12 protein-coding genes are annotated in these 24,024 nt (G+C 34.7%); 6 read left to right on the plus strand and 6 right to left on the minus strand.

What is annotated here, in order from left to right:
• Positions 1–322: 322 nt before the first annotated feature.
• The 5 genes from ABW636_RS07600 to ABW636_RS07620 form a co-directional block, all read right to left on the minus strand.
• A complete protein-coding gene (locus ABW636_RS07600) occupies positions 323–1,672 on the minus strand; it encodes a DUF4302 domain-containing protein (protein WP_367589365.1) in 1,350 nt (449 codons plus the stop codon).
• Positions 1,673–1,684: 12 nt separating this feature from the next.
• Complete coding sequence (locus ABW636_RS07605; protein WP_367589366.1) at positions 1,685–2,536, minus strand: zinc-binding metallopeptidase; 852 nt, start codon at positions 2,534–2,536, stop codon at positions 1,685–1,687.
• 109 nt (positions 2,537–2,645) lie between these two features.
• Positions 2,646–4,151 carry a RagB/SusD family nutrient uptake outer membrane protein gene (locus ABW636_RS07610; RefSeq protein WP_367589367.1) on the minus strand — a complete coding sequence of 502 codons (1,506 nt, stop codon included), beginning with the start codon at positions 4,149–4,151 and terminating at the stop codon, positions 2,646–2,648.
• Between the two features lie 11 nt (positions 4,152–4,162).
• On the minus strand, positions 4,163–7,825 hold the full coding sequence (locus ABW636_RS07615) for a SusC/RagA family TonB-linked outer membrane protein (RefSeq protein ID WP_367589368.1): 3,663 nt from the start codon (positions 7,823–7,825) through the stop codon (positions 4,163–4,165).
• Between the two features lie 124 nt (positions 7,826–7,949).
• The gene (locus ABW636_RS07620; RefSeq protein ID WP_367589369.1) at positions 7,950–8,996 is read right to left on the minus strand and encodes a FecR family protein; all 1,047 of its coding nucleotides are present in this window, start codon (positions 8,994–8,996) and stop codon (positions 7,950–7,952) included.
• A gap of 347 nt (positions 8,997–9,343) precedes the next feature.
• Here ABW636_RS07620 and ABW636_RS07625 point away from each other — a divergent pair, with 347 nt between their 5' ends.
• From ABW636_RS07625 to ABW636_RS07650, 6 genes are all read left to right on the plus strand, one after another.
• The gene (locus ABW636_RS07625) at positions 9,344–9,904 is read left to right on the plus strand and encodes an RNA polymerase sigma factor (protein ID WP_367589370.1); all 561 of its coding nucleotides are present in this window, start codon (positions 9,344–9,346) and stop codon (positions 9,902–9,904) included.
• Between the two features lie 465 nt (positions 9,905–10,369).
• A complete protein-coding gene (locus ABW636_RS07630) occupies positions 10,370–13,747 on the plus strand; it encodes an RHS repeat domain-containing protein (protein WP_367589371.1) in 3,378 nt (1,125 codons plus the stop codon).
• A 45-nt stretch (positions 13,748–13,792) separates the two neighbouring features.
• Positions 13,793–14,185, plus strand: coding sequence for a hypothetical protein (locus tag ABW636_RS07635; protein ID WP_367589372.1), 393 nt, complete (start codon positions 13,793–13,795; stop codon positions 14,183–14,185).
• A complete protein-coding gene (locus tag ABW636_RS07640; protein ID WP_367589373.1) occupies positions 14,176–17,193 on the plus strand; it encodes an RHS repeat domain-containing protein in 3,018 nt (1,005 codons plus the stop codon). The genes ABW636_RS07635 and ABW636_RS07640 overlap by 10 nt, the downstream gene beginning before the upstream one ends.
• Positions 17,194–17,200: 7 nt before the next feature.
• On the plus strand, positions 17,201–22,078 hold the full coding sequence (locus ABW636_RS07645) for a DUF6443 domain-containing protein (RefSeq protein ID WP_367589374.1): 4,878 nt from the start codon (positions 17,201–17,203) through the stop codon (positions 22,076–22,078).
• Between the two features lie 8 nt (positions 22,079–22,086).
• A complete protein-coding gene (locus tag ABW636_RS07650) occupies positions 22,087–22,755 on the plus strand; it encodes an SUKH-3 domain-containing protein (RefSeq protein ID WP_367589375.1) in 669 nt (222 codons plus the stop codon).
• Between the two features lie 330 nt (positions 22,756–23,085).
• On the opposite strand, the gene ABW636_RS07655 is transcribed toward ABW636_RS07650, so the two are convergent.
• Positions 23,086–23,811 (minus strand): DUF6261 family protein, encoded by a 726-nt coding sequence (locus ABW636_RS07655; protein WP_367589376.1) that lies wholly within the window; start codon positions 23,809–23,811, stop codon positions 23,086–23,088.
• Positions 23,812–24,024 lie beyond the last annotated feature (213 nt).

The raw sequence follows: 24,024 nt of genomic DNA on the forward strand, positions 1-24,024 counted from the left end.
AAATATACGAATGACATAATTTAACACACAAAAGCCATCATATCACCTTCGAAACGAAAATTATTATGTAGGAAATACTTCTCCAATCAATTCTTACTCTATCCATTCTTCTCATTATTTTTATTAATTTATCGATTAATTCTATCCAAACAACCTAACTTTTAACACATAAACTTTAGTTATAAATATCATCCAATTCCTACACCTTAAAAATGAAAATACCCTAAACAAAAATGCTTAGGGTATTTTCTATATCCATTGGATTCAAAACTTTTTGTTCAATGAAATTTAGTATTTATCCATAAAGTCAGTCAATTTTTCACTAGAATAACCATCCATATACTCTTTGAGAAGGAGTTTGAGCACTTGTAAAAGTTCCTGATGTATTAGAAAAAGCTGTGGTTGAAGTTTGAAAAGAACCTTTGGTCTCAAAATAAAGCCCTTCTGTACTATTACAAAAATCAATTAGAGGCTGAAGTTGAGTTTCGAAAAAAGCAGCAGCTTCATTTCCTGGTTCCAAATACGTCAAAAACATTTTCTCTTCTTTAATTTCCTGTTTAAAAGTGAATGCAGATCTAAAACTATCGGTAGCATCTGCAACATCTATAATAACTGAAATCTGATTACTGTCATCTGGGGTTAAAAGGATCGCAAAAAGTTGAACAGTCAATCCAAATCCAGAAAGATTATTATCCACATTTGCTACTATAGCGTCAAATCCAGCAGAGGTCAATACATTTACTCCTTCTGAAATACGATAAACAAAACCATCAAAACCATTTCCTAAATCCAAATAATCATCGGTAATAAAAGCTGGTTCTTCATTAAATCCAATACTTGCTTCGTGGTCTCCTACTGTTGATACAAAAACATTTTGAGTAGTATCATATACAAATGTTTCATGGGTAACTCCATCTAGCTCTATCGGTGGATTAACTATTAATCCTTCAGGAGTATATGCTATTCCAAAATTAATTTCGGACACTACACCATTTAGAGCCTGATTTCTTGGCCCTGCAAAATAACGTAGCCCATCATAGTTTAGATTATAATTCTGCTGTCCAGAAGGAGTTTTTACAATAAACTGCTGAAAAACTGAAGTTGTTGCTGTTGGAACTAGGTTTTCTCTCATCGCCAATGATTCATCTACCTGCATCCAATCAGCATTATTGGCAACAGGCTCAAAAACCAAAATGGCATCATGCCTGGGTTCCTTGAAGGTTATTTTTCCATTTTCATTACTGATGTATTGAAAATTAGAGTTTCCTTCATACCCACTACCAATAAGGCCAGGAATATTACTATCAGAAAGCTTATGAATTTGGTTACGTGTAGAAAATATAAGCTCTACGGCACTCCCTAAATCAACTTCATACGAACCTGTTGTAACTCCAGTTTCTGCATCAACATCAGATCTCATTTCTACAGTTCCATCTACATTAAACTTCATAAAAAATGTAAAACCACCGTACTTTGTATTGTTCGGAAAATATACCGTCTTAAACCCTTCTGGTGACCCCAATAACAATTCTCTTAATTCAGAAATTCTTGAGTCTATTCTCTTACTTGGGGTTTCATCAAAAATAGTTTCATCATCGTCATTAGTACATGATACTACCATAAGTATCATTAACAAGTAAAATGATATTTTTGTTAATATATTCGTATTCATAATATTTTGTTATTAATTAATGACATTTAATGTGTTTTGATTTACTACTTCCTGAAGTTCATATAGATCAATTCCAAATTCGGTACTAAAGTAACTGACCACTATTTGTTCTTTTTGTCTTATAACACCCTGAGCTTCAGTACTGGTTATCCCATTCACAATAGCATCAAATTCTGCTTTAGAATTGGTTAGCATGGTTGCAATCATCTCTACAAAATCTTCAGATTCGCTACTAGAGGCATATGCTGTGATATATCCTAATTCTCTAGCGGTAGCATCAGATCTATTAAACCATTGTGCTGTATAATCTTCTGGATTAATTTCACCATAAGCAGGGTCATAAGGTTTTGCTTGATTCAAAATATGACCGTATTCATGCTGAATCGTTTGAAAATATTGCTTAGTTAATGCCAGATCCGTCAGATCTAACTGATCTACATTAAAAAGCGTTATTTTGGTCCCTGCCTCTGCTAATCCAAGGGTTATGGTACCAGACGGATTAAAATTGAATCCTCCTACTAGTGTAAATTGTCTGGGAGCAATTGTTTTTATGAAATCTTCACCTCCTAATTGTATATAAGGTTCTACCCAAACAGCAAGCACTACCTCCATCAAAGGTTTTACATTTGCTTCTGTAGGAGGGTATAAATATCTATTAAGGTCAACTTCGTTCTCATTCCATTTATATTGTATTTCTATATTATAAGGCTCAATAAAGTTCTCTCTTAGCCAAATATCTAACTCAGATAACAGAGGAGTATCTGTATTAATTTGACTAGGGCCAACACCTTCATCGCTTTTACATGATAGCACTACTATCAAAAAACAGCTAAGTACGGTAATTAAATGAATTATTCTTTTCATGTGTTTATACTATTGTTTTTAGATGTTATATCAACTCGCTAACCAAACATTTAAGTTCATCAAAAAGCTTGTATCATCTCGTTTCATTGTAACATCTCTTAATTATGTATTATCTGGCATTTGGTTCTAATCCAAAAGAAATAGCATCTGGTGGCAATTGTAGTTGCTTCCTGTTATCTTCTTTTTCCAATACCGTTTTATTACCTACAAAGTCTTCATGCTCAACTTCCAGGTTAAATCGTCTAATATCAAACCAACGTAATCCTTCATTATAGAATTCTCTTTTTCTAAATTCTGTTACACAATGTATTAATGGTAATTGATTTGCACTTATCTCATAAAAAGGAGTGTATATTCCAGAATCTATAGCATAAAACGAAGTGATTGCATCCAAAGCAAGAATATCTGTAGTCGCATCATAATTATTTGTTTTTACAGATAAAAAAGAATTAATATCTGTCAATGCCTTATCAGTTTGGTTAAGCATCGCATAGGCTTCTGCTCTATTTAATAACACCTCGTCTGTAGAAAACAACACATAGGTAATAAAAGGAATTCCAATACCTGCAGAAGCATTAGTAAATCTAAAATACTCATCATACTTTGGTAGATTAAGAGCCAAATCAACTCCAAAAACTCTATACGCCCAGCTTCTTACATTAGTGTTTGGAGGCGTTGGAATTGGGTGAGAGTTTGCATTAAAAAGTTCATTTCTTACATCAGAAGTTAACTGATATCTTGCCGACCCATAAAACCTACCAAACAACGAACTTCCAGATACTAGCAAAAGATTTGCCGGATCATCTGTAGAGGTATGCCTGGCTAGATTTTCGCTATAAGTTAAGGTACGGTAAAGTCCTGCCCAATCTCTAATTAAAGTAGCAGGATCTGCATCTAATACTTCAGAACTATAATCAATTACTTTTTGCCACTCACCTTTAAAGGTATAAAACCTCGAAGCAAATGCATTGGCCGCTTTAACATTAAAATGAAATTTAGGAACATCATATTCATTTGTTATTAAAGGCAACCCTTCTAAAAGATCAGCTTCTATCCTGTCATAAACCTCTTTTACTGTATTTCTCTTATACTCTTTAATCACTACATTTTCTGGTTCATCTACATACGGAATACCTAAATCAGATCCAGCTGTAGCCGGGTCATAAGTCTTTGCCCAAATATTTACCAGCATAAAATGTGCATAGCCCCTGGCCAACAGCGCTTCTCCTTTTAAATGACTAAACTCACTACCCCCGCCTAACTCTTCTAATGCCTGTAATGCGTGATTTGCCTGAGCAATGGCTTCATACGCTTCGTTCCAGTAATTTACAGGAAAATCTTCATCGATATCATCTACATCCCGCCAGAAAAACATTTCTGTATTGTACCTATTCTCTGATGCCGAAGCTCCTTTATCTCCTGCATTATCGGTTCTGGGTTCTAAAAACGGAGTGTACCCTGCTTCTGGGTAAGCTTTTGTGATTAGCTCTCCTATTTTTTCTGCATTATCAATTTGTGTTCTTTCATCTGGGACTTCATCCAAAAAGCTATCACAAGAAAATAGCACGGTGCTTACTACTAATAAGCTTAGTATGTTCTTTTTTATACTATTCATAATCTTATTTTTTAAAATCCTACATTAAGTGAAAGCGTATATTGCTTAGCAATAGGGTATGCAACCCCACCGGTTCTAAAAAACTCGGGATCCTGTCCTTTTAATTTTTTATCAGAATAAATTAAGAATGGATTTGTAGACTGAAATGTTAGTCTTACACTAGAAAGTTTTATCGCGTCTAACATTTCTTTATTGAAAGCATAAGATAATGAAATGTTTTTCATTCTAATAAAACTTCCGTCTGCAATTCTTTCTGAAGAAAAATTATAGGCATTATAGGCCCTCGCTATTTCATTCGTACCGACTTCATTAATAAGTCTTCTTGAAGGAATAACTGGTACGTTGGTAATATTTTCATCACCAGGAGAAATCCACCTGTCTGTAAACTCTTTTGGGAATACCGAAAGATCACTATACCTAGATGAATAATATGGATCTAATCGTATCTTATTACCTGCCGAGAACGTCGCAAAAAAGCTAAGCCCCCAATTTTTATATGTAAAATTATTAGAAATACCTCCCGAATAATTAGGCTCTATAGGGCCTTCATACTTTAGATAATCCAGGATATTTTCTATTTCCTGAAAATCAACACCGGTAATGGGGTCTCTATCGTCATTAAACACAAAGGTTGGCACTCCCCTTTCATCTAATTTATCAAATTGAAAAGAAAACAAGGATCCCCTAGGAAAACCTATCGCATTTCCTCCTGTTTGAGATACTAAATCAAAAACATTAGGCCTTTGCTGTAATTCTGTAATTTCCTGATCAAAATAAGAGAAATTTATTGTAGTATTCCATGTAAAGTTCGGAGTAACAATATTGTTAGTATTCAGCTGAAGTTCAACACCATTCGTGGTCATATTAGCATTATTTGCTAATTTTATAGCCTGTCCACCAACTCCAGAGGTTCTTAACTGGTCTATTAAGTCTTTCCCTTTTCTGAAATATACATCTGCAACAAACGAAATTCTATTATCTAAGAATCCTGCTTCTAATCCCAGGTTCAATTCTAACGTTTTCTCCCAGGTAAGTTCTGTATTCTGAAGTTCATCAATATTAATAGCATTCTCCCTAGTATTAGGATTAAATCTATCGGTCAATACATTTCTAAACACAGCAAGGTTATTACTTACATTATCGGCTAACAATCCTACTAATCCATAACTTGGACGAAATGCTAACTTAGATATCCAACTTACGTCCTGAATAAATGGTTCCTGATCAATATTCCATTTGGCTCCTATATTATAGGTGGGTAACCATCTTGTACTAGAAGATTTTCCTGCTCTGTTAGATCCTTCATAATTTCCGGTAACATTAAGAATATATTTTTTATCAAATGCATAGGTAGCCGTGGTAAAAAATGTCATTCCCCTTTCTCTACTTTGTGTTAATCCAAAATAGTTGCCACCATCTAAAATAAGTTTGTTAATAATATCTGGATCGGTAAATGGTACACCTCCTCTAGAAAACTGATATCCAAAACCTCTGTTAAAGCTTTGTTCTCTATCAACGAATCTAAACTCTTGCCCCAGATATACCCTTAAATCACTTTTATCCCCTAGTTCTTTAGTAAAGTCTAATGTATTTCTAAAATTATAGGTAACAATTCTGTTTTCTCTTCTGGTATAAATCCCTCCCGATGGTAATACTACTTGCGGCCTAGAATTAGGGTCATCCGGGTCTGAAAACAAAAAGATATTCGCATCTTCTACAATGGTGGTTTCATTAGATCGATATGCACCAGCAACATTCGAATCTTCCCTTACTTTATGCTCATTAGTTGAGTTTGCATAGCGTGCTGTTCCAAGAAAATTATATTTTAAATTTTCAGTTAACTTGGTTTCGAATTCACCTTGAAACTTCAGATCAAGAACTTTCAACTCTGTTGTATTGGTTTTCAGTTCATTTAAAATATTAAATGGCGCCCAATTATACCTTGTATATTCAAGATTACCTTGATTATCCCTGGGACGAATAGCACGGCTTGTATTTAAAGCATAACTAAAAGGGTTGATATCAAAATCCCTGTTGAAACTTCCATTAACGACATCGGTTTGCCTGTCAAAAGAACCTGGTGCATTTTGATCTCTATAAGATCCTTGTATAAGGACCGTAACTTTATGTTTTTTTCCTAAAAAATAAGTGTTTCTCAAATTACCTGTAAGTCGTCTAACTCTATCTGCAATAGTCCATCCCGGATCTGTAAAATAGCCTATAGAAGCGTATTGCGCAGAGTTTTCTCCACCACCAGAAAAACTTAACGAATGAGTTTGTGTTGGTGTTGGACGAAAAAGCGTTTTAAACCAATCTGTATTGGCCAATTCATACTGCTGCAAAAAACGAGCTTTCGCTTCTGGTGTATTGGCTAGCAAAAAAGAATTAGTTTCTGGGTTGAATGTATTTATTCTGTTATACATTAGGTTGTAAATCCCTCCAAATCTTCCTTGTAAACTATTAGGAAGACTAAGAAAACCTTTACTCTCCAATTCTCTGTAAATTGAAACGGTTTCCTGAGAATTTAATAAATTAAACTGATTATATCTCGGGATGGCACGTACTGCATATTCTGATGAGTAGTTTACCGTTGTTTTTTCATTTCTTTTCCCAGATTTGGTGGTAATTACTACTACTCCATTAAGTGCTCTGGCACCATACAATGCGGTTGCAGATGCATCCTTTAATATTTCTATATTCTCTATATCTGCTGCATTTAGCCCTGCTACTGCAGAACTTAGTAGTGTATTAGTATCTCCAGATACCAAATCATTAAGAGAAAGGTTAATAATTTCTTCTTGAATAGCCCCATCGATAATCCAAATCGGTTTTGTGTCTCCCAAAATAGATGAAGATCCTCGAATTGTAATCTTGGGGGTAGCTCCAAAAGTTCCTGTAACATTTTGAATGGATACTCCTGCTGCTCTTCCCTCTAAAGATCGTGATACATCAGGAACTCCTTCTAGCTTTATATCTGCCGCTTTTAAGGACTGAGATGCTCCTGTAAAAAATACTTTCTTAATATTCTGATATCCAGTAATAACAACTTCTTCTAATCCTTCAACATCATCTTCTAAAGTAACATCTATTACGGTACTATCTCCTACAGGTACTTTTTTCTCTTTCATTCCTATATAACTAAAAACCAGCACCTGGCCTTTGTTTGCAGGAATCTCATAATTACCATCAAAATCACTTGTAACTCCTTTATTTTCTCCTTCTATAAGAATTGTAACTCCAAGGAGAGGTGTACCCTTGTTATCAGTAATTTTTCCAGAAACAATTTGTTGCGTTATTTTTGGCTTCTCTTCTTTGGTGATAATAATTTGCCTATCAATAATTTTAAAAGCCAGATTATTATTACTTAATACTCTTTTTAGTATTGATGTTATGGATTCTTTATTGGTCTTCAAGGATATTTTCTTGAGTTCATCAACTACATCATCATTGTAAAAGAAAATAAAATTGCTTTTTTTCTGAATTTCTTCAAAAAATCGTTCAATACTTACCTCATTTACATCTATATCAATTTTCTTCTGCCCATATGCATTTTTAGCATAAATACTACTTAAACCAAAACACAAGCATAAAACATAAGTTTTAATCATACTCCATATGAGTTTTTCAAGTCCTTTTTTTGAAATTAAAGGAACCCTCGTATTTTTTTTATTCATATTTTTGTTGTCTGTTTATAAATGTTGTTTACTACAATGTTTACTTTATTATAAGTCAGAAGATGTTGCCGCATCTTCTGGCTTTTTTGTTTTCCGCTATTTATTACTCATTCATGAATTTTTATTAATTAATAATTATTTGATTGTCTATTTTTTGATAGTTAAACTTTGTACTTTCCTTTAGCAGTTGCATCACTTCTTCAATGCTACCTTTCAGATCTAAAGAACCAGAGAACTTAAGTTCTTTTAATGCCGTTTCGTTGACTGTAATTTTAACATTATAATATCTAGAAACTTTTCGTAGTATGTTGGTCAGACTCTCACTATGAAATATAAAAACTCCATCTCTCCAGGACATATACTCATCTACGTTTACAATTTTCTGACTAATTGCTTTTGTATTTCTATTATAAGTTGCCATCGTACCAGGTGTAATTCTCGTAGTAGAAGAGCCAAATAATGAGCTTGATGCGTATTTAATTTCAACACTTCCACTTTTTAAAGTAGTTTCTGTAAAGTCATCGTCACTATAATTACTCACGTTAAAAACGGTACCTAATACTTCTACACGATTATCTCTGGTATACACATAAAAAGGTCTTTCTTTGTTATGAGTTACTTCAAAAATGGCTTCTCCTTCTAGATAAACCTCTCTTTTATCTTCTTCAAAATTTGCTAAATAGGTAAGTTTACTACCAGAATTCATCCATACTTTTGATCCATCTGATAATGTAATAAAAGATCGTTTACCATAAGGAACAATGATCGAATTAAAAACCTTCTTTTTAGAAACCGTGTCTTTATACTGTATATTCTCATCATTTACTCGTATGGTTTCTCCGTTGTTAGTATATATTATAGAAGGAGCCTCTTCTTTTAAATTGATAATTTTTTGATTATTTAATACTATTTTCACCTCCCCATTATGTATTGGAGCTGTCGTTTGGTTTACCTCCACATATTGTTCAATATAACTTCTGGATTTCTTCATTTCATGAAAAAATGAAATTCCAAAAATAAAAAGAACCGAAGCCGCCACAGAAAAATAAATACTTCTCTTTTTTCTTTTCCGTTTGCTTTCTATAGCATGTTTCTTGATAGAATGATGAATTCGATTTCTTAATCGAGTTTTTTCATCCTCATTTATTCTATGAATTTTTTTAATATTCATTTACAGTATTCTTTGTTTTTTAATTAAATTTTATTTCGGTTCTCATTATACTAAAGGCGAGAAAAGAGAAAGCATAGACACTTTTTTTAATATTTTTTTTGGTTTTTTTGTTAAAAAATACACAAAATACTCATTATTAAGAAGTTATAATTGTATTTTTTTTCTAAAAACATTTCTTAATACGAATCCTATTTCGATTTTATTGACCAACTTCTAATTCAAAAAAGAATTCTTACAAAAAATAACAATGTAATATATGATTACTCCTATTATTTGTGTATTTTAAATAAGTTTTTATCTTTAAACATTGTACTTTTTACTAAGTTCTTAGAACACAGATTAACTTTATGCAAAACAATACAGAGAAGGGGATTCTTTTATGGCAGCAAATAAGAAAAGATGATCTGGTTGCTTTAAGCGAATTATATAACCTATATATAAACTCTCTTTATTCATACGGAATGAAATATACTCGAGATTCTGACCGTGTAAAAGATTGTATCCACGATTTGTTTTTAGACATTTATAAATACAGAAAAACACTTTCTGATGTTACCAATGTCGAATACTATTTGTATAGATCACTTAAAAGAAAAGTAAGTAAACCTCATTTTGGAAAATTAAAAATAATATCTTCTGAGGTATCCACCATGAATATCCCACAAAAAGAGGACTCTGTAGAACAAGTAATCATAAAAGAAGAAATCATTTCTGAGTATTCATCTAGACTAGAAAATGCACTGTATGATCTTCCTGTAAAACAGCGAGAAGTTATTTTTTTCAGGTATCATATGGAAAAAAGCTATGAAGAAATTGCTTTATTAACAGACAATACTATCGAGACTGTTAGAACTATAGTGTATCGAGCCATTAAAAGGCTTCGAGCTAATTTGCAAAAGGATATTTAAACGCTTCTTTACATCCTATTTTTTTAATTTTTATCAAAAACTTCTCCTTACCCTCTTCATTACTACCCCCTCTAATACCGAGAACAACCTCCGTCTTCCGACCTCGGACTTCGAGCTTCGGACTTCGAGCTTCGGACTTCGAGCTTCGGACTTCGAACCTAAAACAAAAAAAATAATCAATAAAGGTAACATCTCAATAAGTTGTGACATAAATACCTAAGATGAGATAAGATTATTTACAAAAAAATCAGAGTGTCAGAATTTGATACTGTCTTTTTGTAATCTTGCTCTATGAAAAAATAGTATTAAACAAAAACTGTCACATTTTGAGTTGTTTACCGATGATTTAATGCCTTAGAACAAAAAGGGTGCTTTTTCCCTATATAATCAGGACAATTTATCTATAAATGCGACTTACATTTGCGGCCAAAAAAAATCAAGATTAGTAAACTAAACATTGTTTTTATGAGAATATATATCATGTATCTATTCCTATTGTTTACAGGAATAGGTTTTGGGCAAGACCTACAAAGTTATGCCCCTGTTTCACCCAATGCAGCAAGCTTAGGTAAATTTGGGACTTTTCCCGTAAATAAGAATCTGGGAACCACAAATATTTCAATTCCTTTATATACTATTAAACAAGGAGATATTGAAATCCCTATAAGCCTAAGTTATAATGCCACTTCGGGAATAAGAGTAAATGAAGAAGCTTCATGGGTAGGATTGGGGTGGACCTTAAATGCCGGGGGAGCCATAATTAGAAAAATAAATGGTTTACCTGGGGGTGGTACTTCCCTTGATTTCAACAATGTGCAGTATAACCATACCTTTACAAGTTTTTTTAGAGATGTTACTCAACAAAGAGCAGATCTTAATGCAGATGACTATTTGTTTAATTATACTGGTAATACAGGAACATTTACATATGGTCATGCTAAAAACGACTATATATTTCATGATTATAAACCAATACATGTTGAACGTGATCCTTCAGAAAACAATACTTTTAATGCTACTCTGGAAGATGGTACACTATTAAGTTTTGGTGCAGAGGAACGAGTTGATAACTGGAGAGATCATCATACAGCCCCAGTATTTAGAAATTTTACCGCGACTTATTATCTAACCAAAGTTCTTTCTTCTAATAAGGTCGATCAGGTTACTTTTTCTTATGACAATCATACCTTTACAAAACGAAAAGAAAAAACAGGAGATAGAATATCTATGGACCTAGGTTCTCCTCATAATGCTCTTAGTCCTAATTGGACTCCTGCTCCCCCTGAAGTAACTCGTTCAGATGTATCATACCTGAGTCATGAAAAAACATTGAAACGAATTGATTTTAAAACAGGCTATGTTGTTTTTGAGTATAGCCTGGATCGTATCGATAGCCAATCCCCCAAATTAAATCATATTAAAGTTTATAGTACTAGTGGTGGCATTGATAACATGATACAACAGGTTTCCTTTGTGTATGATTATTACAATCGTAGTGGTGGGGGATATCATAGAGTCTACCAAAGTGATTTAAGTACAGATCGATATAGAAAATCTCTAAAACTAACCGAGATACATCTTTATAGTAATACCCCTAACCCACAAAAATATCGTTTTGAGTATAATAACACTACATTACCTATACGAACATCATCGGGTCAGGATTTTTGGGGATATGCCAATCACAACACAGAGAGTTATATGCATAAACACAATGCAATATTTTACTTGTTGGGTGAAGAACATGGTGGCTACCCTCATATTGCAGAGGCAGGTACCGGAGATAGAAGTGCAAACGAAGAAAAATCAAAAGCAGGGATTCTTACCAAAATAATATACCCTACGGGAGGATATACCGAATTTGAATATGAGGCTAATAAATACCTTTCAAATGGAACGGTCCCTATATATAAAACTAAAACCTTATCCTTTTCTGTAGATTCTCCTGACACTGGATGTGGTACCAATAAAAAGACATTTAGCTATTCTATCCCAAATGAAGCCCTTTCACCAACATTACGGTATTCCTTTCGCCCATGTCTCAATAATGAAGAGGCACGAAAAGCTTTTGTCAAGGTTAATGGTAAAGCGTATAAAAGGGCATTAATTCCTTTAAGTGAGCCTTATAACAATGGGTATTCTGAAACCATTAGCCAGTTTAGCGACAAGACGTATCAATTAGAACTGGAAGAATTTGCAAACTCTATTCCCAACTATTCCTGTACCGGGATTAATGTAACTGTATCATGGAAATATATAGATGGGTACCAGACGATAGAAGAAGAAAGATTAGTAGGAGGACTTCGTATTAAATCTATTACCAACTATGACGGTATTCATAGTGCGTTTTCATCAAAAAAGGAATATGGCTATAATACCCCAAGAGTATTGATCCCTATAGATAATCAAGGGTATCGATTGTTGCACAAAACAAGTGGTACAACAACGATTTCCAATATTATTTCTTCATATCCCACATATTCTCTTAACCTAAATGGAGGGCCTTCTGTAGAATATACAGAAGTTACTGAATATGATATTGACAATGCTGGTGATAACAACGGAAAAACAGTATCTACCTATGAGCGCACCCCTGTATTTCGTTTAATGGATACGGGCGCCCCCGGTTCTGGTTCAGCGTTTACATTTTATAAACACCCTGAATATGATCACCAGAGTTGCAGTACAGAAGCTAGCCCTTTTCCACGTATCCCGATAAAAGATCTTTATTATCAAACCATATTAGAAAATGGGTACGGTAATTTTGCAAACTATAAAGTGAGAAGTTGGGCGGGAGGAAAATTAAAAACGCAAAAAGTGTATAAAAAAGACAGAAATACATATACCTTGCTTAAAACAATAGATAATACGTATTCGACTTTTGATGAGTCTACGTTGCCTTTTAATCTGCTTCATTCAATGGATCCAAATGGATTAGTTCATTGGGCATCTACTAGAGAGAATTGTGGAGAATATAATCATGAATTTATCTATAATAGAAGTTATATCTCATTAGGCAAAAGATTGCTAACTGCCACCCAGGAAACCACCTATGATACTAAGGGAGAAAACCCTGTAGTAACCGAAAAGAGTTATACCTATAACCATCCTAATTATTTTTTAACAGAAAGTACTGCAAAGGACAGTAAAAAAGGGGTCTTTAAGACAAAAACGTATTATCCTAATGCTCGAAATAGTTTGACAAGCATTAATACTGCTGATAAAAATATGTACGAGATATTAGAAAACCAACATCGCATTGCTACGCCTATACAAACAGAAAGTTATCGGGATAACACCCTATTATCTACACAACGTACTTTGTACAAGCAAGGTGGACATAGTGCACAGGTAAAAAGTATACAAACTGCTAAAGGAGCTATTACCGCTACCAATATTTTAGAGGATCGAGTACACTACCACCGTTATAACGCATTAGGAAAACCAGTAGAGGTGTCAAGAGCAGAAGGTACCAATATCGTCTATATCTGGGGGTATAACGAACAATTACCCATTGCCAAGATCGAAAATGTTACCTATAGTGAGGTTTCTGGGTATATAGGTGATCTGCAAACCAAGTCTAATGGCGATACAGATCATTGTAGAACATCTAGTTGTAAAGAACAAATTCTTAGAAATGCATTACAAACGCTAAGAGAGGCATTACCAAATGCGATGGTATCAACTTATACCTATGATCCATTAATTGGAGTAACCAGTATGACGGATGCCAAAGGGTATACTATGTATTATGAATATGATGAGTTTAACCGCTTACAATTTGTAAAAGATGCCGATGGCAACCTGATCTCAGAAAACAAATACCACTACAAAAACAACTAAAAAAGTAATGAAAAAATCAAAATTAATACACCAAAAATTGTTTTTATGAGAATACATATCATTTATTTATTGCTGTTATATACAGGAATAGGGTTTGGACAGGCAGAATTAGAAGATTATGCTCCTGTTTCACCCAATGCAGCAAGCTTAGGTAAATTCGGGACTTTTCCTGTGAATAAAAACCTTGGAACCACTAATATTTCGATTCCTCTGTATACTATCAAACAAGGAGATATTGAAATCCCTATAAGTCTAAGTTATAATGCCACATCTGGGATAAGAGTAAATGAAGAAGCTTCATGGGTAGGATTGGGTTGGACCTTAAATGCCGGAGGGGCTATTGTTCGTAATGTTAAAGGTCAGCCAGGGATAGGAAATATTCCAACGTTAGGCACAACGCTGGACTATAACTATAATAATTATATGATATGTATTTAACAGGGGTTCATAAAGGAACTGCCGATACTGCACAAGATGAATATCTTTTTAACTATTCTGGTGTTTCAGGTAAGTTTTATTATGATCAAAATAAATCTGATTTTATGTTTAGTGATTATAAACCAATAAAGATATTTTCGATTGATAATGGGGATGGAGAATATAATGGTTACAATTTCAAAGCTATCTTAGAAAATGGATTAAAACTAGATTTTGATGAATATGAAACGATGGATGGCTATGGTAATTCTACAACCGCTCCTCACTACAAAAAATTCAAAACTTCTTCTTATCTAACTAAAGTAACCTCTGCAAATCAAATCGATTATGTAACGTTTGATTATGATACTTATACCTATAATAAAGGTAAAACAATTACAGGAGACTACGTGCCAGTATGTGGTCAGTTAACAAATGTAAATAACTGGACATCGCCTGAAGCAATTCCAAATGTTTCATCCGCTTATGTAGTAACCGAAAAAAACCTAAAACGGATAAACTTTAAAAACGGTTACGTACTCTTTCAATATAGTTTTGGAAGAGAAGATAGTGATTCTCCTAAATTAGATCATATTGAAATCTACTCTAAAAATAACGGAGTTGAAAGTTTGATTAAAAAAATTAAGCTCAATTATTCATATTACAACAGACTTGGAGGAAAGACCTATTCTAGTTATTTATCCAACCCTAACCAAAACAATAAATCGTTAAAGCTTCTTGAGGTAGAAATATTCTCTAATAATAATACACCAGAAACCTACAAATTCGAGTATAATCAAACCCAGTTGCCAACTAGAAATTCTTCTGGTCAGGATTTCTGGGGATATGCGAATAACAATTCGAATAGCTTTGTTCATAAACGTACTGCAAATTTATACTACCCTTCAGTTACATCTCCTAAGTTTAATAGTACTTATACACTAACTGCAGAGATTGGTTCTGGAGACAGAAGTGCAGATGAGGACAAAACTCAAGCAGGAATACTGACTCGTATATACTACCCAACAGGAGGTTACACAGATTTTGAATATGAAGCCAATAAATATACTACCATTGAAAAAGTACCTACATATAAAAGTTTCGGTGGTTCTTTATATTCTCAAGGTAAAGGTGGAGAGGGAATAACTTATTGTTCCGCGACAGGAAAAAAAACAAAATCACTTACTACAACCAATGATCCTATTGACGCAAGGATAAATATCTCCTTTTCAAACGCTTTAGGAGGAGATGGGGGGTATGAATCTTATGTCTCTTTTAATGGTAAGCGTTATGTTCGCTCCTTTACAAATACCCTGCCCTATCCCTCTACATCTTATAATGAGAAAATTACTTTAAATAAAAACACTACCTATATTCTAGAAGCATTTGAAAAAGGAATTGGAACCAGTGGAGCTGCTGGTTGTCCATTTGTTACTGTTCAGGTGAGTTGGAAAGAGTTTACTGGATATACTAATAAAGTTGTTGAACACTTAGTAGGAGGAATACGTATTAAATCTATCACTAACTATGATGGGATTAATTCTTCTTTTGCAACAAAAAAAACATTTGAATATTCTTCTCCCACAATATTATCTCCAATTGTTGATCAAGATTATCAAACAATTAACTGGCCAGACTGTTTAAATACATTCTCATCACATCCTAGCTACGCATTAAATGTTAATGGAGGGCCTTCTGTAGAGTATAAAAAGGTAACAGAATATAACCACGATCATCAAAATAACGATTTAGGGAAAACAGTATACGAATATGAACTTACACCCGCAGATCGTATAATGAGCACAACAGCAGGAAGTGGTTCTGTTTTTAATATTTTTAGACACCCTAACTATTATCCGTGTACCCTTGATGGCTTAACTATTAAAAATGAATTACCATACATAAGGCTTTTACGAACACTTAGCTATGGGAATTTTGCTAATTACTATGTAAAAAGCTGGGCTAGTGGCAATCTAAAGTCTCAGACTCATTATAAAAGGCATTCAGATGGAAGATATATTCGAGTCAAAACCATTGAAAGTAAATATCAAAGTGTGGATGAGTCACGTATGCCGGTCAATTATATTAAAGCTACTTTTGGTTCTCAAACACCTCAAGTATCCCCTTCCAGTTTTACAAATAGATGTGGATACCAAACTGCTAATAATTCTTTTATATATAATACTGGTTTTATCTCCTTTGGTAAAAAACTACTAACCTCGACCAAAGAAACCACCTATGATACTAACGGAGAAAATCCAGTAGTTACCGAAAAGAGTTATACCTATAACCATCCTAATTATTTCTTAACAGAAAGTACTGCAAAGGACAGTAAGAAAGGGGTTTTTAAGACAAAAACGTATTATCCAAATGCTCGTAATGGGTTGACAGGTTTAAGTACTACCGATAAAAATATGTATGGGGTGTTAGAACAGCAACATCGTATTGCTACGCCGATACAAACAGAAAGTTATCGGGATAATGCCCTATTATCTACACAACGTACTTTATATAAACAAGAAGGGAATAGTGCACGGGTAAAAAGTATACAAACTGCTAAAGGGGCTATTACTGCAACCAATATTTTAGAGGATCGGGTACACTACCATCGTTATAACACATCAGGAAAACCTGTAGAGGTTTCCAGGGCAGATGGTACAAGAATTGTTTATATCTGGGGATATCAAGAAGAATTGCCTATTGCCAAGATTGAAAATGCTACCTATAGTGAGGTTTCTGGATATATCAGTGACCTACAAAACAAATCTAATGCTGATACAGACCATTGTAACACGTCAAGTTGTAAAGAACAAATCTTAAGAAATGCTTTACAAACACTAAGAGAGGCATTACCAAATGCCATGGTATCGACCTATACTTATGATCCACTGGTAGGAGTAACCAGTATGACGGATCCCAAAGGCTATACCATGTATTATACATATGACGGGTTTAATCGATTAGAATTTGTAAAAGATGCCGATGGAAACCTGATATCAGAAAACAAGTACCACTACAAAAACAACTAGAACAGTGATGAAAAATATAAAAGTTAATATAGAAAATAGATACAGGTTCTTGTTATATATGATAACAGCCCTCATCTTTTTAATAACAGAAAGCGCAACCGCACAGAGCATTGGGATATATGGTTCCCGAAATGTAGATCGATACAGCACCTATACCTATAATGTAAGTGGTAATGCAAGTACCGATTATATTTCCTGGAAAGTTGTTGGGGGTAGTATCACCACTCCAGCAGGCCCTACCACTACCTCTGTAAAAGTTAAGTGGACTGCACTTGGCAGCGGAAGCGTAGAAGTTACCACCTATGGTTCGAGTGGTGGACAAAACAAAAAACTTGCTGTTACCATACATGCTCAGGGATCTAGTACTCCTCCCACACCGAAAGTTATTAGTCAGATAAACTGCGGTTCGGCTAGGCTTTCTTATACAGGTAGCCCACCTAATGGGACTAAATGGTTTTGGCAAGGAAAAGACAGTGATGGTACCAGTACCACCAAAGGTAGTGGGAGTAATTATACTGCAAGAGAAGGTTCTGGAAGATACTATCTTAGGAGCAGGGATAGTCAAGGAAGGTGGAGTACTCCAACCTCTGTATATGTAAATATCAATAGTCTTCCCTGGACACCACTTGCACCAACAAGTATCACCAGTACTTGTGACAAAACCATGCTTACTAAGGGTACGCCCCCCCCTATGTTTGGTAATGTAACCTGGTACTGGCAAGACGTACCTATGACGACTTATACTGCACCAGCAAATGCTGCTACAACGATCACCAGAACAGGTGAGGGTGTAGTATTCCTAAGGGCTAGGGACAATCGCACAGGATGCTGGAGCTCAGCAAGAGCGGTAAACTATAAGCCATTAGGACTTCCGGAAAAACCAGGACAACCTACAATAACTAAACAATGCGGAGAGACTGTGATTACTCAAAGTGCCCCTCTTGCCGGCAGTAATGTTACCCTTTATTGGCAGGATGAAGCTTCTGGTATTAGTACTTCAGCAGCGAATGCTGCTGCAACTATAACCAAAACCAATGGTAGTATGGTCTATCTAAGAGCCCAACACAATACCACAGGATGCTGGAGCCCTGCCAGAGAGGTTCCTTATAGTATTTATATAACTACATGGTATAAGGATGCGGATAAGGATGGTTTTGGAGATCCTAATGATAAAAAACAATCGTGTTCACAACCCACAGGATATGTGGCTGATAATACTGATCAATGTCCCAATCAGTACGATGCATATATAGGGTGTGCTAAAAGTTCATATGAATTGAATTTGTCTACAAATAAAAACTATGTTTTTACCAGAACGTATCAAAAAGCCATGACCTCTCCCACTCAAATCAGGTATAATGAAGAGGTGATGGAAAGCATCACCTATTTTGATGGGCTAGGAAGACCTATACAACAAACAGGGATCAAAACTTCTCCTTATAGAAAGGATATTGTTACCCCTATTGTATATGATAATTTTGGTCGAAAAGCCAAAAACTACCTTCCTTACGAATCTAGTACAACACCAGGGAGTTATAAAATGGTAAATATCAATAACGACATTAATACCTATTATAAAAACACCTATCCCGATGATTTTACAGGAGTAGAACTTGCACAAGTCAATGCCTACTCAGAAAGTGATTACGAGACTTCGCCGCTTAACAGAGTATTGAAACAAGCAGCACCCGGTAAAGATTGGAAACTAGGTAGTGGTCATGAAATCGAGTTTGACTATACCAGTAATATTGCAAACGAAGTACGACAATTTGAGGTAAGTTTTACCGATGGGGATACAGAAAACCCAACCCTTACAGGAGGTACAGGTTTTTATGACGTAGGAGAACTCTATAAAGCCATTACTTATGACGAAAATCATACCAATGGTAAAGATCACAGTACCGAAGAGTTTAAAAATAAACAAGGACAGGTTATTTTAAAACGTACCTATGCTTCGACAAGCTCAGCAACATCAGTACCTCATGATACGTATTATGTATATGATGATCATGGTAATCTTACTTTTGTCATCCCACCCAAAGTAGATACTGAAGACGGGATTTCTAACACCGAGCTTGTCGAACTATGTTACCAATACAAATATGATTATAGAAACCGTCTGGTAGAAAAGAAAATCCCAGGTAAAGGATGGGAGTTTATTATCTACAATAAACTGGATCAACCTATCATGACACAGGATGCCAATCAAAGAGTCAAAAAAGAATGGCTATTTACCAAATATGATGCTTTTGGTAGGGTTGCATTTACAGGAGTACATATTCACCCTAGTGAGATTAACAGAATCACGATGCAGGGCTATGCAGATGGCAGAACCGATCAATGGGTAACCAAAACGACTACAGTAAATACCATAGCAGGTACACAACTGTATTATACCAATGATGCATTGCCTACCGGAGTATCAGAAATCTATACAATTAATTACTATGATGATTACAGGTTTTTAGGAGCTACGCCAGATGCAACACATACCAACCCAATAACTGTATATAATGAGTCAGTCTCTAATCGTACCCAATCTCTGGAAACCGGAGGCAAAGTACGCGTATTAGGTACCAATGATTGGATTATAATGGTAACTTATTACGATAAAAAAGCAAGACCGATATATAGAGTTATAAAAAATGAGTATCTAGGCACCAAAGATATTATAGAGAGTCAACTTGATTTTACGGGTAGAGTGGTAGAAACCACAACCACACATACCAAAGATAGCAATGCAGCGATAGTAACCATCGATAGATTTACCTATGATCATATAGGTAGGTTATTGACCCAAACCCAGAAAATAGGAAATCACGAAGAGTTGATTGTATCTAATACCTATGATCGACTTGGGCAATTACATCAAAAAAGAGTTGGAGGTAGTTCCTCCCCTTCTGGGGGAGGTGCCGTAGGCGGAGGGGGCCTACAAACCGTAAACTATGATTATAACATTAGAGGGTGGTTAACAGGAATTAATGATGCCAATACTATGGGCAGTAACCTCTTTGCCTTTAAGATTCATTACAATACCACAGAAAACCCACTATACAACGGAAATATCGCTAAAACCTCTTGGCAAACTGCTAATGACCATGTAAATCGTCATTATGCATATTCGTATGATGCTCTCAATCGGATTTTAAGTGCTACCAGTAACAATGGCAACTACAACCTGAGTAATGTGACTTATGACAAAGCTGGAAATATCCTGTCATTAGACAGAAAGGGACATCTTAATAATGCTGCCAGTGCCTTTGGGGATATGGACAAACTGGTGTATAACTATAGTCATAATGAGGTTAGTAATAAACTCCTAACAGTAACCGATCATACTACTAATACTTTTGGTTTTAAAGATGGTAACAAAACAGGCGATGACTTTGAGTATGATGCCAATGGTAATATGGTCAAAGACCGTAACAAAGGCATTGATCAAATTACCTATAATCATTTAAATTTACCTAAAACAGTTACTATCAACAATACTCAGGGAACTGGAAATATTAACTATATTTACGATGCCAATGGAACGAAATTAAAAAAGATAGTTCCAGAGGGAAGTTCTTTAACAACAACAGTATATGCAGGCGGGTATGTTTATAAAAATGACCAACTCCAGTATATTAGGACCCCTGAGGGTTATGTAACGCCAGAAGATACAAGATATAAATATGTATACCAGTACAAAGATCATTTAGGGAACGTTAGACTATCCTACACAGATGCTGATAATAACGGGACTGTAGAACAATCTGAGATTATTGAGGAATCTAACTACTATCCCTTTGGGTTAAAAATGAGAGGGTATAATGAAATCGTGAGTTCTCATGGTAATAGTACAGCTCAACTAATTGGTTATGGAGGAAAAGAGCAACAAAGTGAACTTGGTTTAGAGTGGATGGATTTTGGAGCAAGGAATTATGATCCTTCAATTGCAAGATGGACAACAATCGACCCCGTTACGCATTTTAATATGTCTACTTATACTGCTTTTGATAATAACCCAGTGTATTTTGCAGACCCTTCAGGAACTACTACAGTAAGTTCTATAATGGAAGCTTTTAATAAATCAGGGAGCGGAACTACGGTTTGGAATTCTGATGGTAACGGTGGTTTTTGTGATGACTGTCCACAAGAAGGAGAATCAAAACATGCATTAGAAGATAGAGGAAGACATGTTGTCAAGTCTAAAACCAGAAAACAGTATTATCATGCAGGAGGTGTTAATGGATCTAAAGCTGGTTGGTATGACCAAGAAATATATTTTGAGCTCTTTAGAACTCAGATAAGAAAAATTGGCCAAGGGCAAGCTTCTATAGAGTCACTTCATAAGTATGGGTTTACAGATGATGTTTTAGCAGCCATGTTAGGTTGGGCAATTCAAGCGTACGATTATTATGGAGGCGAAGTTCCTTTAGCTAGAGGAAATGTAAATGAAATGGGAGTAGATTCTCCTGTGTTTATGCTCGCGTCAATAAGATTAGTTGGTGCTGCATTCTTAAAGTCTACTAACTCAGGTTATAGAGCAGCTTTTAAAGCTTTTAAAGCAGGAAAAAGAGGAGGGGCTGCAGTAGAATTGATTTTACCAAATGGAAAAACTTTTGTGTCACTTAGTTCGAATGCACCTAAATTGTCAGATGAAATGTTAGGAATATTAATGGGTGTAGGAAAAAATAATAGAGTAGATTGGCTAGGTGCTTGTGGAGAAATTGCAAATATTCAGAAAGCTAGGGCAGCAGGTTATTCATGGGAACAAATTTCGCAGGGTACTTTCAAAGCATATAATGTTGGAGGTAAATTTGGTAAAGTAACGGGTTCAGCCAAAGAAATATGTAAGGGTTGTAATGATGTTATTGAATATATATCAACTTTAAAATAACTTAGTCCATGAATAAACAAAATCAACTTTTGATTTGTAAAGAGTTTGCAGATTGGAAAATCGTTTTTTATCGATTTCTTGATAATAAATATAATTTAATCGATTTAGAAAAAGAGATCTATAAATTACCAAATTTAGAAAATTCATTAGGTCGAGATTCATATATCGATTTACTTAGCTATAATTATAAAGATGAGTCACAATTTTTTGAGATAAAGCAATTGTTAAATAGTTACATAGACATTGATGATTTCTATAGTTGGAAGTTGTGTAATCTTTTTAAGAAAAAAGGATTCAATGTAAAAAATCTAATCGATTATAATAATGTTGAGTTACCAGATTTATTGTTAGAACTATATGGAGGTAAGGAATTTGGAGAAATTGGAGAAGGTAAAGAACAAGCAAAATCAAATGTAACTTTTTTAAAAAAGCCTCTTAAATCAGATTTAGATGATTATTGGAAAGTTTTAATTGGAGAAGTGGTACAAGTTGGTTTAGCCCATCATGGAAATATAATTCTTTTTATGAATAATGAAGGGGTTATGTTTATATATATTGAAATAACAAACAATATGTATATAGGTGGAAATTTTAAGACTACCATGTCTAAACTATTGTTTGGCCTAGATTATGGCGAGTTAATTGTTAAACCGAACGATTCTAGCTCCTTCGGCTAGAGTGATTGCTACCGCCACACTAAGGCGTGGATCAAAGATTGGCAGGTAGGGTAATAAACAAAAAACAAACCAGTTTCATTTTTTGAAATTGGTTTGTTGTATTTTTAAGGAGTTGGCATAACTTTGTGTAACACACTAAGCAAGGCTTAGTGGCAGTCCTTAAGAGAAAATGCAAGATGAGTTTGACTATCTATTTTTAAAGCATTGCTACGCAAATTTTTAAAACAGAGTTTCACTAATAAAAACAGAACTCTATAGCAGTAATGCTACAGAGTTCTGTTTAAAACTAATCAAACAACCATTTCTGATATAAAAATGGTTACCCAAAACTTAGTCCGTCTCTTTTAGTTCTTTATTCGTATTCGAACGATTATCAACTACCTGATTATACTGTCTGGCAAGAATATCAACCTGATTAAGTATCGTAGTATACGCTGCTAAACCACTAAGTGTAGCATGGGCCTGGATATGACTTATTACTATACGGTAAGCCTCGGTTGCCTGGGTTCTTAGGGTATGGATATCTATCGATGGGCTTATTGCTGTTTCCCCTACCCGATCAAGATACCTGGCAGAAAACCGTTCATTACTCTCTTTAAGCTCTGATAACCAATTACCCAAACTTAATTTCGTGACTGCAGCCTGTAATACTGTTTCTGTCTCCCAATCTTTTACAATACTATTAATAACAGCCGTTTCTTCCTGATAGCTTAATCGTTGGATAGTATCTCCATGCGATACAATATTATCATTTAGAGCAGTAGCAGCATCTACCACATTTTTATTATAATGGTATTGATAGCTACTTGTAACTGCTTTTAATCCCACTATGGCACGATCTCTACGTTCGTCTAATGCTATTACTTCTTGTGTCAATTCGCTTCTTTGACTTTGCTTAAAAGCCGCATCTATGTTATCTACAATAGGAGTTAACAATGCCTTTGGTTCTGTAAGCTGTAACGCTTCTACATCTTGTTTCTTTAACAACTCTAGGAAATCTGTCATGTACTGTAAATACTCTCCGTTACGATAACGGTTTAAATAAGGTGTGTTCATGTATTAAAAATTTTAAGTTACTATTAAATAGTGAAAACATTCACTATACTAGTACATGTCACGAACCTGTAAAAAGTTACCATCTAATACCAACTAAACCACCCTGCACTGGAAGTGCAGGGGTTTGTTTTACTAGGGACTAAAGTCCCTAAGCCTATTCTAATATAAAATTAGAATTATCATTCTTATCATGTCGATGATGTTCTAAATACT

The sequence above is a fragment of the Aquimarina discodermiae genome, from assembly GCF_040786235.1.
Lineage (GTDB): Bacteria > Bacteroidota > Bacteroidia > Flavobacteriales > Flavobacteriaceae > Aquimarina.